The sequence below is a fragment of the Asticcacaulis solisilvae genome (assembly GCF_017875235.1).
GTDB classification, from domain to species: domain Bacteria; phylum Pseudomonadota; class Alphaproteobacteria; order Caulobacterales; family Caulobacteraceae; genus Asticcacaulis; species Asticcacaulis solisilvae_A.
Genome location: NZ_JAGGMI010000012.1, coordinates 49,182 through 64,956 on the forward strand (window position 1 = coordinate 49,182; position 15,775 = coordinate 64,956).

The 15,775-nt window shown below is 60.4% G+C and carries 8 protein-coding genes; 4 read left to right on the forward strand and 4 right to left on the reverse strand.

Translation table 11 applies throughout. The features are described from left to right. Positions 1-105: 105 nt before the first annotated feature. Positions 106-2,106, reverse strand: a complete 2,001-nt coding sequence (locus J2X24_RS17760; RefSeq protein WP_209724584.1) for a glycoside hydrolase family 97 protein — start codon at positions 2,104-2,106, stop codon at positions 106-108. 75 nt (positions 2,107-2,181) lie between these two features. On the opposite strand from J2X24_RS17760, the gene J2X24_RS17765 reads away from it, so the two are divergent. Next, positions 2,182-3,681 (forward strand): glycoside hydrolase family 27 protein, encoded by a 1,500-nt coding sequence (locus J2X24_RS17765; protein WP_209724586.1) that lies wholly within the window; start codon positions 2,182-2,184, stop codon positions 3,679-3,681. Between the two features lie 13 nt (positions 3,682-3,694). Here the strand turns inward: J2X24_RS17765 and J2X24_RS17770 are convergent, their stop codons facing one another. Next, complete coding sequence (locus J2X24_RS17770; RefSeq protein WP_245344905.1) at positions 3,695-5,968, reverse strand: S9 family peptidase; 2,274 nt, start codon at positions 5,966-5,968, stop codon at positions 3,695-3,697. 182 nt (positions 5,969-6,150) lie between these two features. On the opposite strand from J2X24_RS17770, the gene J2X24_RS17775 reads away from it, so the two are divergent. Then, positions 6,151-7,659: a tryptophan halogenase family protein gene (locus J2X24_RS17775; RefSeq protein ID WP_209724588.1), complete on the forward strand. Its 1,509-nt coding sequence runs from the start codon at positions 6,151-6,153 to the stop codon at positions 7,657-7,659. Here the strand turns inward: J2X24_RS17775 and J2X24_RS17780 are convergent. Next, positions 7,656-8,351, reverse strand: coding sequence for a DUF6445 family protein (locus tag J2X24_RS17780; RefSeq protein ID WP_209724590.1), 696 nt, complete (start codon positions 8,349-8,351; stop codon positions 7,656-7,658). The two genes, J2X24_RS17775 and J2X24_RS17780, sit on opposite strands and share 4 nt — an antisense overlap. Positions 8,352-8,429: 78 nt before the next feature. Next, positions 8,430-11,129, reverse strand: coding sequence for a TonB-dependent receptor (locus tag J2X24_RS17785; protein ID WP_209724592.1), 2,700 nt, complete (start codon positions 11,127-11,129; stop codon positions 8,430-8,432). 422 nt (positions 11,130-11,551) lie between these two features. Between J2X24_RS17785 and J2X24_RS17790 the strand changes: the two genes are divergently transcribed. Both J2X24_RS17790 and J2X24_RS17795 read left to right on the forward strand, forming a co-directional pair. After that, a complete protein-coding gene (locus J2X24_RS17790) occupies positions 11,552-13,939 on the forward strand; it encodes a glycoside hydrolase family 127 protein (protein WP_209724594.1) in 2,388 nt (795 codons plus the stop codon). Further along, complete coding sequence (locus J2X24_RS17795; RefSeq protein WP_209724596.1) at positions 13,939-15,771, forward strand: Svx/AvrXca family virulence/avirulence protein; 1,833 nt, start codon at positions 13,939-13,941, stop codon at positions 15,769-15,771. Before J2X24_RS17790 ends, J2X24_RS17795 begins: the two co-directional genes overlap by 1 nt. The last annotated feature ends 4 nt before the right edge of the window (positions 15,772-15,775 follow it).

The window sequence follows — 15,775 nt, forward strand, 5'->3', positions numbered from 1 at the left end:
CAGCCTAACCTTGACGACCCCGGAGGAGGTATCGACCGCACTAAGAGAACCATGCCCCCCTGTCGGCGTCAAGTATATATTATACCATTTTATAGCAATGGGAATTTAGCGCTTATTTTTCAAAATCTTAGTCTTTGGACTGATGCGCAAGTTTGCCCCACCTGATGGCGCCAGCTTCAGGGTAATAATCGTATCGCGTGTGGCGGCTTGCGCGCTGTGGTCGAGTGTTATCGGCGTTGCGCCGTCCTGCCAGACGCTTGCTTCGTATTGGCCGTCGCCCAGAAAGTTCAGGGGCAGTTCGATCGTGCGGCCGGATTCGTTGGTCATGGCGCCGATATACCAGGCATCGCCCTTGCGTCTGGCGGTAACAATATACTCACCGATATCCCCGGCAAGCACACGCGTCTCGTCCCAGCTCACCGGTACGTCGCGGATGAAATCGACGCCCTCTTCCCACGAGCCATCCGCCTTCTTGTAGGCTTGTGGCGCATCGGAGACCATGACCAGCGGGCTGTCGTAGACGACGTACATGGCGATGGCCTGGCCGCGCGTCGTCATGGTCAGCGGGCGGTTCTCATGGATTTCAAACGTCTCCGGCGTCCGATTGGCGAAGCCGCCCGGCGTATAGTCGATTGGGCCCAGGATCATGCGCGTATAGGGCAGCGTCACATTGTGGCGCGCCGTGATCCGCGTTGTCCATTTATTGTACTCGGCGCCCAGCACGCCTTCCTGGGTGATGTAGTTCGGCCAGGTGCGGACCAGACCGTTTGGGGCATAGGCGCCGTGCAGGTCGACCAGCAGCTTATGGTCGGCCGCCTTTGACAGCACCTTGTGGAAATAGTCGACCATGTCCTGGTCGGAGCGATCCATGAAGTCGATCTTGACCCCGGCAATGCCCCATTTTTCGTAAGCCGCGAACGCCTCCTCCATCTGCCAGTCGAGCTGTTGCCACTGCAGCCAGATCATGACGCGGACATTGCGTTCCTTGGCATATTTGAGGATGGCCGGCATGTCGACGGCCGGGATCGGCTTGGTAACGTCCGAACCGTTGCGCGGGCGCGTGGACGAGCCGGTGTACCAGCCCTCGTCGATCAGGATGTAGTCAAGCCCCATCTCCCTGGCGAAGTCGATATAGGCCTTGTAGGTTTCGGTATTGATGCCTGGCTTGGCGACCGGCGCATTGAAGCCGTTCCACCAGTCCCAGGCGCTCTTGCCGCCCTTGATCCATGAGGTGTCCTGGATCTTCGACGGCTCGCCGAGCGTCGCCACCAGGTTGGACGAGACGAGGTCGCGGGCGCTGTCGCCCAGCATGACAACGCGCCACGGCGTGCGGAATTCGCCCTCGGTTTGGGTGATCTTGGCGACGTAAGGCTTGATCGAATCGCTGTCGAGGCGCGGGGGAAGCTTGATGGCGATACCCAGCCCGTTGTCGCCCTTGCGCGTGTAGAAGGTCGCCGGATAGTTTTTGACATCCGACTCGGCGATGGCAAAGGCCGTCTCCTTCTCGCCGGTTTTACACACCAGCGGTGAGTCGAGCAGGTAGTGGTCGCGGATCAGCGACGACTTGACCGGATCGAACTCGCCTTCGTGGGCATTGTGGTACTTGCCGATATTCAGGCCCCAGCAGTCGTAATCCTTCGCGAACGAAAATTCGGTCTTTTCGCCGTAGACGCCGAAGGTTTCGAAGCCAGGTTGCTTAGGCAGAACGTAGCGCAGCGCCACGCCGTCATCATAGGCGCGCACGATCAGGCCGATCGCCCGCCCGCCTTCCTTTTCCTGAAAGGTCAGTTGCGTCTCGGTATAGACATCGGGCGCCGTCTTCGCCTTGCCAAGCACAATGGCGTAGGTCTCGTTCACCTTGCGGGTCTTGGCGTCGACGACCGTGAAGCCCTTGACGCCAAAGCCCGTCACATCGGTGCGCAGGCCGGTCGCCGATGGCGCGATCACGGCTGAGCCATCACGCGTTACCGACCATGCCGGCAGGTCCGTGCCCGACTGATCAAGCGTCACGACATTGCGGCCGTCAGGCGAAGTCACCGTCCAGGTTTCGGCCGAAGCGCCGCCGGCAGCCATAAGAAACAGCAGGGGGATCAGGGAGCGGGACATGCGGACCTTTTTCGGATGGACGAATGGATAAATATGGATACTGTATACGATATGACGATGTAAAGGAGGATCGCGATGCGCGGGCTTTTGACGGCTACCTTGATCAGCGGATGGGCTTTGGCGCACGGCGCCATGGCGGCGCCACCGGAAGGCGCATATGTCTTCGACAGCTCGCCGAAATATCCTGACTTTACCCGTGTTGTCATCAAAGAAGAAGCCGGCAAGCTGGCCGGCACTATTACCTCGCGCTGGTACGGCGATCTGCCGATGAAGGACCTGCGCGCCGATGGTGACCGGCTGATCTTCCAGATCTATAACGGCAATCCGCGACTCACGCCCTCCGACATCGTCATCGCCAAGGACGACAAGGGGCTGCGCATGACCGGCAAGCTCTGGTACCAGGACTTCGACATTACCGCCCATAAGGGCACGAAAGCTGAGATCAAGGCGCTCGATTTCCCGACCTATCCCCTGCCCCCGCATCGCGTTATTGCGCAAAAAAACCTGGCCGCCACGCCACCGATGGGCTGGAATTCGTGGAACAAGTTCGCCACCGACATCGACGACAAGACGGTGCGAGAAATCGCCGACGCCCTGGTCAGTTCGGGCCTGCGCGACGCCGGCTATGTCTATATCAATATCGACGACGGCTGGCAGGGCAAGCGCGACGCACAAGGCGTACTCCAGCCCAACGAAAAGTTCCCGGACATGAAGGCCCTGGCCGACTATGTCCATTCCAAAGGTTTGAAGATCGGCATCTACAGCTCGCAGGGCCCAAAGACCTGCGGCGGCTATGAAGGCTCCTACGGTCATGTCGAACAGGATGCGAAAACCTGGGCGGCATGGGGCATCGACTATCTGAAGTACGACCTCTGCTCCGGCGAGGCCTTCTATAATACCAAGGAAACGGTCTACGCCACCTATCAACAGATGGGCGAGGCCCTGGCCGCGACTGGCCGCGATATCGTCTATAGCCTCTGCCAATACGGCCGCTTTGATGTCGGGTCGTGGGGCCGCGATGTCGGTGGCCATCTGTGGCGCACGACCGGCGATATCGAAGACAACTATGCCCGCATGTCGTGGATCGGCTTCGACGCTAATGGCAAGCCGAACCACACCGGCCCCAATGGCTGGAACGATCCCGACATGCTCGAGGTCGGCAATGGCGGGATGACACACGACGAATACAAGACGCATATGTCGCTGTGGGCGCTGATGGCGGCGCCGCTATTGCTCGGCAACGACTTGCGTACCATGACGCCGGAAACTGTGGCGCTGTTGACCAATCGCGAAGTCATCGCCGTCGACCAGGACCCCGCCGGCACGCAAGGCTTGCCAGTCAAGAAGGACGGCACGACCGAAATCTGGAGCAAAAAGTTGAGCGACGGATCAACGGCTGTCGGCTTCTTCAACCGTGGCGACGCGCCGGTGACGCTTAAGGGCGCCTGGTCGGATATCGGCTTGGCTGGCGCATCAAACGTGCGCGACCTATGGGCACATACCGACTCTGCGGCCGGAGCGGGCTTCAGTTACGAAGTGCCCACCCACGGCGCGGTGCTGGTGAAGGTGCGCTAAGCGCGCACCTTCCTTACTTCACATCGATCAGGTGCGTCGCAAAGAAGCTGGTCAGCTTGTTCCAGTAATAGGGCTGCATGACCGCGTGGTTTGTGTTCGGCAGGATGACCAGTTCGTGCGGCTTGCCGGCCTTGATCAGGGCATTGGATAGCCTGAGCGACGCCGCGACCGGCACATTGTCGTCGATATCGCCGTGGATGAGCATCAGCTTGCCCTTGAGATTGCCGGCGACGGAGATGTTGGAATTACGCTCCCAGGTCGCGTCGTCGGCGATGCCCATCGACACTTCCGGCCACCACGCCTTGTCGAGGCGAAGGTCGTGATTGCCTGACGAGGCGACGCCTACCTTGTAGAAATCCGGACGGCGCAGGACGAAGCGCGCTGTGTCGTAGCCGCCGGCCGAGCCGCCATAGACGCCGACGCGGTCAAGATCGAAGTAGGGGTATTTCGCCTTCATGGCCTTCAGGACGTGGATGTGGTCATCGAGACCGACCTCGCCCAGGTTCTGATAGGCCGGCAGTCGGAAGGCCTTGCCGCGCTGCGACGTGCCCCGCCCATCGATGGTGACGACGATGGCGCCCCATTGCGCCAAACCATTCAGGCCCGCGACGACGTTGTCGTCATAGGACTCGCCGAAACGATGCGTCGTCGGACCCGTATAGACGTTTTCTATCACCGCGTATGACTTCGACGGATTGAAATTGGCCGGGCGGTGGATCATGCCATAGAGCTTCGTCTTGCCGTCGGAAGCGAAAGTCTCGAACGGTTCCGGCATTGTAAAGCCAGTGGCCAGCAACGCCGCCGGATCGGCGCGGCCCAGTTCCATGATGATGGCGCCATCCGACGCCCGGCGCAGGAGCGTGCGCGTCGGCTCGATCGGTGACGACATGCGGTCGATGATCCATTGGCCGTCATCCGACACGCGCGTCTCGTGATCCAATGGCTCCGGTGTCAGGTTGACGATCTTGCCGCTCAGATCGACGCGATAGAGGCTCTTGTAGTACGGATTGACGCCAGCTTCACGGCCGATACCAGTGACCAGGATCGGACCGTTCTTGGCGATATGGGTGATCTCGGTGACCTCCCAGTTGCCCTTGGTCAGCGCCTTGCCGCCATCGGGGTCTTCGCCGCGCTTGATGTAGTAGAGCTGCGCCCAGTCGGAGCGTTCCGAGATGACCAGATAGCCGCCCAGCTCCGAGGTATTGCGGATAGCGGTCGAGGTCACGGTGACCAGCGGCTTCAGCGCTTCGCGAACGCGGATTTCGGCCTTGCCTGTGGCCGGATCGGCTTCATAAAGGCGGACCTCACCATAGCCGCGTTGCTGCCATTCGTAGATGACGCGCCCCTCATCCCAGTAGAGCGCCGGATCGCCCGGCCACAGCAGTGACTGCGCTGGCGCATCGATGGCAGTGATGGCGGCATTGCCTTTGATGGCTTCGGCCGGATCGACGACGATTGGATGGATCTGCGGCACGTCCTTGGCGCCGGCCGTCGGGTAGACATAGGAGAATTCGCGGGCGAACTGGCTGCCGGCCGGGTTCTGCTGGACGGCATGCCAGATATAGCTGCCGTTGCGGTCCAGGCGGTAGGTCAGCAGCTTCTTGGAGTCTTGGGACCATTGCACCGACACGTCGTTGGACGGCGTCTCGGAATTGGCGGCGACCATATCGCCAAGCAGCGGATAATTCTGACCGTACCGTCGATCATAGCTGCCGTCGACGGTCAGCGCCGTTTCCTTGCCTGTCGCAACCTCGATGAGCCACAGATTGTAATTACGCGCGACAACCTTCCACTTGCCGTCAGGCGAGACGACGCCGTCGGGTTTCGCCGGCGCCTCTGCGGCTTTCAACGCGCCCGTGCCGGTATCATAGAGCCAGTCACGTCCAGACGCCGATACCTTCAGCACCTTGGTCTCAAGGTCATAGTCCTGCAGCCGAATATCGGCGGGACCGTCAATCTTGGCGCCTTGTGCGGTTAGCAGAGGCACAAGCACGGCTTCGGTGACCAGTTCGCGCGTCGTGGCGGTGTGCGGATCGGCGAGAAGAAAACGCCCCTCCCCGCGCTTGCCCAGGCGATAAACCACGCCCTTGCCGCCGCCCACAAAGCGTGCGCCGATATTGAGGTCGGTGATCAGCGCGCCGATCTTGCCCGACATGTACATCTCGGCCTTCGCCGCCCGCGGGTCCTGCGTGGCCGCAGCCGCCGGGATTTGACCGAAAGCGGTAATGGCGGGCGCCGCCATCAGGGCGGTGGCGCAGACAGCGAACATCAGGGAGCGGAGACGCATGGGAGGAACCTTCCGGTTAAGTGGAAATATGCTCGGTCGGCGGTTCCAAGCCCCACGCCAACACGACGAGTTTTCGCATAGATATCAACTCAGTCAAATAAATTATACGATATACTGTAAGATTGACACTGGCCCGGCGATGACTTCATATCTAAGGTTTGCAGGGACTTCAGAGGTTTATCATGGGCGCTGTTCGCAGGATCGTTGTTGTCGGTGGCGGCACCGCGGGGTGGATGGCGGCGGCGGCGCTGACGCGCGCCTTTGGCAGTGCGGGCTACAGCATCACTCTCGTCGAATCCGACGAGATCGGCATTGTCGGCGTCGGCGAAGCGACCATCCCGCCGATTCAGGAATTCAACGCCATGCTGGGCCTCGAGGAGAACGCGTTTCTGAAGGCCGTCAACGGCACCTTCAAGCTCGGTATTCGCTTCGTCAACTGGACGGCGGAGGGCAGCGACTACCTCCACCCTTTCGGCGCCTATGGCATCGACATGGGGGTCAATTTCAACCATCATCTGATGCGTTACCGCAAGGCCGGCGGTAATGGCGACTTCGGCCTGTTCAATCCCCAGACCATGGCGGCGCGCCAGAACCGTTTCGGCCGGATCGAGGAGATCAACCCCAAGGCGCCGCGCGTCAACTACGCCTTCCATTTTGACGCCTCGCTCTATGCCAAAACCTTACGTGCCTATTCGGAAAAGCTGGGTGTCGTTCGGCGTGAAGGCAAGATTGTCCGTGTGGAACAGCACCCTGAAAGCGGCGATGTCACCGGCGTGGTCCTTGAGAACGGCCAGGTGATCGCAGGCGACCTGTTCATCGACTGCTCGGGTTTCCGCGGCCTTTTGATCGAACAGACGCTGAAAAGCGGCTACGAGGACTGGTCGAAATGGCTGCCGTGCGACCGCGCCGCGGCCGTGCCGTGCGATAAGGTCGGCCCGGCGGCCCCCTATACCACCTCAACCGCGCGTGAAGCCGGCTGGCAGTGGCGGATTCCGCTGCAGCATCGCACGGGCAACGGCTACGTCTTCTGTTCGGAATACATGTCCGAAGATGAGGCTTCGACAAAGCTGCTTGAACGGCTCGATGGCCCGGCCCAGGCCGATCCGCGCGTCGTGCGTTTCCAGACAGGCCATCGCCGGCAGATGTGGAACCGCAATGTCGTCGCCATGGGTCTTGCTTCCGGTTTTCTGGAACCGTTGGAATCGACCTCGATCTGGCTGGTCCAGCAAGCCATCATGACCTTGCTGAAATACTTCCCGCGCGACGGCATTACGGCGATCCAGCGCAAGTGTTTCAATGACGATCTGCTTGCCGACTATGACAACGTCAAGGACTTCCTGATCGCGCACTACAAGGTCACCGAGCGCGAAGACACGCCATTCTGGGCCTATTGCAAGCACATGGACATCCCCGATAGTCTGGCCCAGCGACTGGAGTCCTTCAAGGCGCACAACCAGCCGCTGGTGCGTGACGCGGAGCTCTTCAAGGAGGCCAGCTGGTTTGCCATCCTGGTCGGCCAGGGCATGGAACCGGCGTCGTATCATCCGCTCGCCGATATTATGCCGCAGGATGAGTTCCGCTGGCGCATGGACCGGATTCGCGAAGGCACAGCCGGCCTTGCTGCCGCCATGCCCAGCCACGAGGCCTACCTTGCCAAGGCCTGCCCGTCGCCCAACCTCGTTCCTGTCTAGGGCTGTGGGACGGTCAGGAACAGGTTGGCCGTAAGCCTGCCCGTTCTTGGACTGGCGCTGTAGGCGAACGCCTCCGGTATCTGCGCCGTGTGCAGAAGCGCGCCGGAATAGATCAGCAGCCGGTTAAAAACACCTTCGAAATAGCCGGTTTGCTCATAGGCCTTGTCCGAGCCGCTCATATAGGCTTCGGGAGGATCTCCGTAATCCGCCCAATCTTCGCGCAGGCCTTCATGGAACCTGTCCTTGCGGTCGGCCGTTATGCGTTCGAAGCCCGTGCGACGATGGCGATAGAAACCCGTTCCGCCCTGGGATACCGGAGTCAGGAAATGGAGGAGCGCATATTTGACCTGGGTGATCTCATCATAGTGCGGGATCCGCGTCAGGGGATTGGCCTGCAACGGACGCTTGGTCATCAGTGAAAACGCCGCATGGTCCACGGCAAAGCGCTTGATGCCGAACACATCGTGCATGACCGGCCCGGCGAGGTTGCACAGGAAGTTGACATAGTCGCGCTCGGCTTCGTGCGCCGGGCTGAGCACGCGGCGAATACCCGGATAACTGCTGGCCGTTACGTCGCGAAACGGTTCGCCCATCGCGGCCATGGCGATCAGGCCATCGGCGGCCGGCACGGCTTGGTCGATGACGATGAGCTTGTTGCCTTCGTTACCAAGCGAGTGGATGGTGACCTTCATGAGCCTAATCCTTGATCGTCGACACGCAAACAGCCTGCCGTTTCCGGCAGGCTGCTTCTTTAACATATCCGCCGGCTATCAGTAGCGGAAGCGGGCACTAAGCTGGATGGTCCGGGCCTGGACCCGCATGCCCATCGGGATCAGATGCTGCTCCCCCCAGAACCGCTGGGTATTGTTTTCCAGCAGGTTGGTGCCTTCAAGCGCCAGGGTCAGCTGCTTGATCGGCGTCCAGTTGACCGCCACGTCGAGACGCGATGTCGGATCGACGTAGAGCGAGTAGAGGCCGTTGGCATAGTTCAGGTCGGCGCTGTCGCGGTAACTGTCGCGATAGTTATAGGCGACCCGGGCGCTGAATTCCGGCGTGTCGTAGTACAGCGCCAGGTTATAGGTCGACTTCGAATTGCCGACCGCGTTGTAGTCGCCAAGACCCGTGTCGTCGAGGTACGGGTACTTGATCGTCGCCTTCTCGTTGTAGGTCGCGTTGACGCTGGCGCCAAAGTTCTTCCACTTGCCCGGCAGGAAGTCGAAGAAGCCCTGGGCGGAGAACTCGTAGCCCTGGAACTCGCCCGGTCCGGCGTTGGTCGGACGGTCGATCGTCCACAGGCCCTCATAACCGCCAACGGGAACGTTGACTTCGTGCGTCCAGGTAATGAAGCCGTCCGGCTTCTTCAGGTAGGTCGCGAACGATACGATACCGCCACGGCCGAAATAGTATTCCAACGAGGCGTCATAGCTCTTTTCGTGGTTGGGACGCAGATCGGTATTGCCGCCCCAGCCGCAGCGGCAGCCATTGTCCAGCGACACCCAGGACGTGGCTTCGCCAAAGTTCGGGCTTTGAACGTTCTCGGTATAGGCCAGGCGCAGTTGCAGCTTGGGCGTGAAATGCACCACGGCCGTCGCACTGGGCAGAAGGAAGCTATAATCCAGCTCGTCGGTCAGCTCCGGAGCGGTCGGGTTTTGCTTGGTCGTGCTGGTGCCCTTCGTGCTCGTGCTCCGGACGCCGATGACGCCGTCCACTGGAATATTGCCGAAGTCTATACCGTAGGTCGCCTGCGCGTAGACCGCCGATTTCTTTTCGGTGGCCCTGAACGAGCCGAAGCCGTCCTCGGTCGTCACGACCTCATCCGTCCAGCCGCCCGAACCCGTGAAGGTATTGGTCTTGCGGGCCTGGGCGTAGGCGCGGATATCGTCGAAGTTGTCGATGATGCTGTCGAGGTCCAGGCGGTACCAGGTCGGTGAGTCGAAACCCGGAACCTTGATCGATACTTCGTCGTAACCCTGGCCGGTCGGGAAGTCGACCAGTTTGACGCGGTTGGGCGCGGCAAAGGTCGCGTAGCGATAGCCGTAGGCACGGCCCGTCTGGCGATCCTTGTGCTGGGCGCCGAACTTCACCGAGCGGATCAGCTTGTCGTCACTGACGCGGTAGCTGGCGTTGAACTGCCAGACACTTTCCTTGCTGTCTTCGAAACTTTTGCCGTTTTCGAATTCATGCAGGTAGTAGTTATTGACGTCGTCAAGATCGATGCCGGTATATTCGACATAGGGAGCGCCCTGGATGGTGTTGGGCGAGTTCATGTCGATCTTGAACTGGGTGGCCGTGCTGAAACGGATGGTCTGGCGGTACCATTCCATATCGAAATTGTTTTCGTCGAGCGAGATACCGGCGTCGACGTCCCAACGGTCATTGGTCCAGCGGGTTTCGAAGTTGATACGACGGTTGACGATATCGATCGCCTGGTCGTTGGCCCAGGGACCGATCGGCAGGTCGGTGCCGGTGAAGGTGGCAGACTTCAGCGACTTTCCATCCGGCATCAGGACGACGTCAGACAGTGTTGCGTTCGAATCCTTCAGGCGCGCTTCCAGCACGTCCAGCTGGCGGTGCTCCTTGGCGTTGAACTGCGAGGCTTCGAGCAGGAAGGTCAGTTGATCGCTGGCGCGCCATTGAAAGGCGGCGTTGTAAGACGGACGCTCGACATAGCCGCGTTCGACACCGTAACGGACCTTATAGACGCCCACAGTGCCCTTCTGGTCGGCCGGCAGGCTGGTCAGCTGGTTGCCCCAGAATTCACGCGGGGTTTCGCTTTCGATATATTGTTCGCCGTAATTGTTCTTCTGGAAGGACAGGTTCAGCAGGAAGCCCATCTCACCCATTGCGGTGTCGAAGCGGTTGGCGATCAGGCCACTGATGTAGGGGCTCTCGGTCTCACCGACATTGCTATAGACGTTGCGGACGCTGCCTGCGGCCGTCCAGCCCTTGGGCAGGTCCAGCGGACGGCGCAGGTCGACGTTGACGGTGCCGGCGATGCCGCCTTCTTCCTGGTCGGGGGTGCGGGTTTTGTAGACCTGGACCGACTTCAGCAATTCGGCGGGGACGTCGTTCAGCCCGGCGGAGCGGCCGGTGCCCGAGTTGGTCGCCTTGCCGTTAACCGAGGTCTGGATGTCCGTCATGCCCCGAATGGCGACACTGCCGCCTTCGCCGCGTTCACGCGTAATCTGAACGCCTGTAACGCGCGAAATGGCTTCGGCGACGTTGTTATCAGGCAGCTTGCCGGCGTCTTCGGCATCGATCGAATCGACGATCTGCGCCGAACGGCGCTTGCGGTCGACCGCGGTCTTAAGGCTCTTGCGAATGCCCTTGACGACAACGACGTCGTCATTCTGTTCAGCTGTCGTAGCGCTCGTGTCGCCTTGCGCAGAAACGTCCTGCGCGACGGCCGGCGAGCACAGCACCGCAGCGATCAGTCCCCCGGTGACCAGATATGTCCGCTTAATCCTCATAATGCCTTGTCCTTTTTTCCCTGACAAATGTGCGACGCTATGAAGACACAAGTTTACAAAACCGTCAAAATATTTTATACGATATACGTGACCCGGCCCTTGTTCCATGCACTATCGCCAAATGAGTGTCATAAATGCAACGAAGATGTCAGGGCACCTCAGCTATATAAACGTCAGAATTATCCTCCCATATTTGCAAATAAAGCGCGATACATACTATAAGTGTGCATGTATTTTCTCGTTGCAACTTCTAATTTATGAAGTTTAAATTGTATATTTCCGAAAATATGATTTTATTTTCTTTGGTGTGCTCTCTGCAGTGATCGGCACAAATTCTGACAGAACGACGATATTGTCCGACAACATTGTTGAAATCTTCTCTGTATATCGTATACATATGTCAGACATATAGGGATGTTAAGATGGGCACACTTGTCATGAATCGTCGCGGACTCCTTTCCGGCACAGGCGCGCTGGCTCTGACCCTGGCCGCCGGACCTCTGCGCGCCGACACGATCGGCAGCCCCATAACCACACGCTCCTTGCCCCTTAGCGACGTGCGTCTCCTGCCTTCGCCCTATAAGACGGCTGTCGACGTCAATGAACAGTACCTGCTGAGCGTCGATCCCGATCGTCTGCTGCACAATTTCCGCAAGAGCGCGGGGCTGAAGCCCAAGGCCGAAATGTACGGCGGATGGGAGCGCGACACCATCGCCGGCCACAGCCTGGGCCACTACCTGTCCGCCATCTCGCTGATGCATGCCCAGACCGGCAATGCCGCGCTCAAAGTCCGCGCGGCCTATATTATTGACGAACTGGCATTGATCCAGGGCGCCCATGGCGACGGCTATGTCGCCGGCTTTACGCGCAAGCGCAAGGACGGCAGCGTCGTCGACGGCAAGGAGATCTTCCCGGAAATCATGGCGGGTGACATCCGCTCGGCCGGGTTCGATCTCAATGGCTGCTGGGTGCCGCTTTATAACTGGCACAAGCTCTATGGCGGCCTGTTCGACGCCCAGACCTTTTGCGGCCACGACAAGGGCATCACGGTCGGCGTGCGTCTCGGCGGCTATATAGATCGCGTCTTTGCCGCCCTTAATGACGAACAGGTCCAGAAGGTCCTCGACTGCGAATTCGGCGGACTGAACGATTCGTTCGCTGAGCTTTACCGTCGCACCAAGGACCACCGCTGGCTCAGCCTGTCGCGCCGCATGCACCACAAGCGCATGATCGATCCGCTGATCGCCGGCGAAGACAAGCTGGCCAACAACCACGCCAACACCCAGGTACCAAAGCTGCTCGGCGAAGCGACCCTCTACGAAGTCTCGGGCAAGGCCGACAACCGCAAGGCCGCCAGCTTCTTCTGGGAGCGCGTGGTCAATCACCACTCCTACGTCATTGGCGGCAATGCCGACCGCGAGTACTTCTTCCAGCCCGACACGATCTCGAAGCACATTACCGAGGCAACCTGCGAGCACTGCAATACTTACAACATGCTCAAGCTGACCCGGCACCTATATAGCTGGGACGCCGATGCGCGCTATTTCGATTATTTCGAACGCGCCCACCTGAACCACGTCATGGCGCAGCAAAACCCGAAAACCGGCATGTTCAGCTATATGACGCCTTTGTTCACAGGGGCGGCGCGCGGCTTTTCCGATCCGGTCGACAACTGGACCTGCTGCCATGGCTCGGGCATGGAAAGCCACGCCAAGCATGGCGAATCCATCTTCTGGGAAAACAGCGACACTCTGTTCGTCAATCTCTATATCCCGGCGGCGGCCAAGTGGGCCACCAAGGATGCTGACGTCCGGATCGACACCGGCTATCCCTATGACGGCGACATCCGCTTTGCGGTCACGGCACTCCGTCGCCCCACGCGCTTCAAGGTCGCGCTGCGGGTGCCCGCCTGGGCGCGATCTGCTGAGCTGACGGTCAATGGCAAGGCAGTCGGCGCAACGCGCAATCGCGGCTATCTGATTGTTGATCGCGTCTGGAGCGTCGGCGATACGGCGCGTCTCAAACTCCCGCTCGATCTGCGCTTCGAAGCGACCAGTGACAATCCGAATGTCGTGGCTCTCCTGCGCGGTCCGATGGTCATGGCTGCCGATCTCGGCTCGGTCGAGAGCGACTACAAGGGCACCGAACCGGCCTTGGTCGGCGACAATCTGCTGGCGACCTTTGCGCCGGTCAGCCTGGAGAAGGCACATTACCGCACCAAGGGCTCCGGCCGCCCCGGCGACATGGACTTCGTTCCCTTCTACAGCCAGTACGAACGTCGTAGCGGCATCTACTTCAAGCGCTTCACCGAAGCCGAATGGAAGACGGAAGAGGCCGCCTTTCTGGCCGAACAGGAGCGCCAGCGCGACCTGTCGGCGCGCTCCGTCGATGTCATGTACCTTGGTGAAATGCAGCCCGAGCGCGACCATAATCTCGAATCGGACGTGTCGTGGCCCGGCACCTATCGTGGCCGCAACGGCCGCGACGCCCGCCAGGGCGGCTTCATGCAGTTCACCATGAAGGTTCGCCGTGAAGCTGGCAAGGATGCCGGACCGCTCAAGCTGCAAGCCACCTATTGGGGTGACGACCGCCGGTCCTACGACGTGATGATCGACGGCAAGGTCGCCGTCAGCGTCTCGCATCCGACGGCGCCCAAGCCTGGCGAATTCTTCGATGAGACCTATGATATTCCCGAGGAACTGACGAAGGGCAAGGAGACCGTGCTGATGCGCCTGCAGCCGACCAACAGCCGCTCGACCGGCATGGTGTTCGGCGTCCGTCTGTTCACCGCTTCCAAGGATGGCAACTGATGCGCGCGCTGCTGACCGTAAGCCTTGCCGCCCTGGCCCTGGGCTACGCCACGGCCGCGCAGGCCCAGACTCAAACCCAGTCCTGCGTGCCGGGCGACTGGACGATCGTATCCGGCGGCGAATCCAGCGAAGCGCCGGTGCGTTATGAGACCGCGCACTTCGCCTTCCGCTGGAAGGACAATACCGTCAAGCCTGAGGATGCCCAGGCCGCTGGCGTCAAGCTCGAGGAAATCTGGAATTTCTATATGGGGCCGGTCGCTTTCGCGGAGCCCTATTGCGATACGGCGAAGAAGCACAAGGCCAATATCAATCTCGACCCGACTTTTGGCCTGGCAGGCGGGCCGACGGGCGAGCGCGACATGGGCATGTGGATCGCCCCGCCGGCGCTGAAGGACAACTGGGGACTGGCGCATGAATTTGCCCATGCGCTGAGCGGTTCGACGCGCGCTTTACGCGATTCACCCTATGTCGGTTGGCTATGGGAAAGCCACGCCAACTGGATGACGCACCAGATGCCGGAGTTCCACAATAAGGAAGTCCATTGCTCGGAGATGCTGGTCAACTTCCCGCACCTCTACTACGGCTCGACGCGCGACCGCTATTGCAACTGGCAGTTCTTGGAGCACGTCAAGAACGAGTACGGCTACGCTGCCGTTAACGACATCTGGCTGAAGGCGATCAAGACCGGCCAGCCAGGCTATCTCGAAGAAGATCCCTTCTCGATCCTGAAGCGCAATCAGGGCTGGAGCCAGGACGACCTCAACGACGTCTTCGGCGCCTGGGCGATGTACAATGTCAACTGGGACTACATCAATCCGGACGGCAGCGACCAGGGCGTGCTCTATCGCGCCAAGTACGGCAGCTATGATCAGCGTGACGGCGATCGTCGTTTGCGTGTGACTACGCTCGATCCGGTCGATGCCGCAAAGGGCCGCTATGCCGTGCCGTTTGACTGGGCGCCGCAGCGCTGGGGCTACAATATCGTCCAGCTCGCTCCCGATGCCGGCGCAACCAGGATCGCGGTGACTTTCAAGGGCGTGGTTCAGGACAAGCCGGCTGTGACCACCCTGCCCGGCCTCGCCAATGAACCCGACAGGGTCGGCAATCCCGATTCCGACTGGCGCTGGGGCGTGGTGGCAATCGACGCCAACGGTCAGTCGCGCCTCAGCCCGCTGATGGGCGGCGCCGACGGCGAGATGAGCTTTCCGGTCAAGCCCGGTGACAAGGCCGTCTACATGGTCGTGGTGGGTACACCGAAAACGATGCACAAGATCAGGTGGGACCAGCCCTACTACTCGATCTACCGCTATCCGTGGATGGTCGAGCTTCAGGGCGCCAAGCCGCAGGGTCTTGAAGCCAACGCCAAGATGCCGACGGCCAAGGGCCACAGGCACAAGAACGGCGGCGGCTGGGTGGCTGACGGCGCCCAGGTCGATGCCACGGCTTATGTCGGCCCTTACGCCCAGGTGCTGGGCGGCAAGGTCCTGGGCAATGCCCGCATCGAAGACCACGCCATCATTGTCAACGGAACGGTTCAGGATAATGCCACCGTCGGCGCCATGACCATCCTCGACAAGGGGGTAGTCGTGAAGGATCAGGCCGTTGTCGCCACCATCTTCATGAGCCCCGGCGCGTTCGAGCCCGGCACAGTCGTGTCGGGCACGGCACAGATCCGCGGCGATGCCGAGGTGCGCGGCGGTCCGAAACTGACCAGGGGCGTCTATTACGGCTTTATCGACCAGAACAGTCAGGATGGACCCGACGCCGCCCAGCAAGGCGGGACGCTGACCGCGGCCGTACCGGAAGTGACGGCCAAGCCCGACTATCGCTGATAAG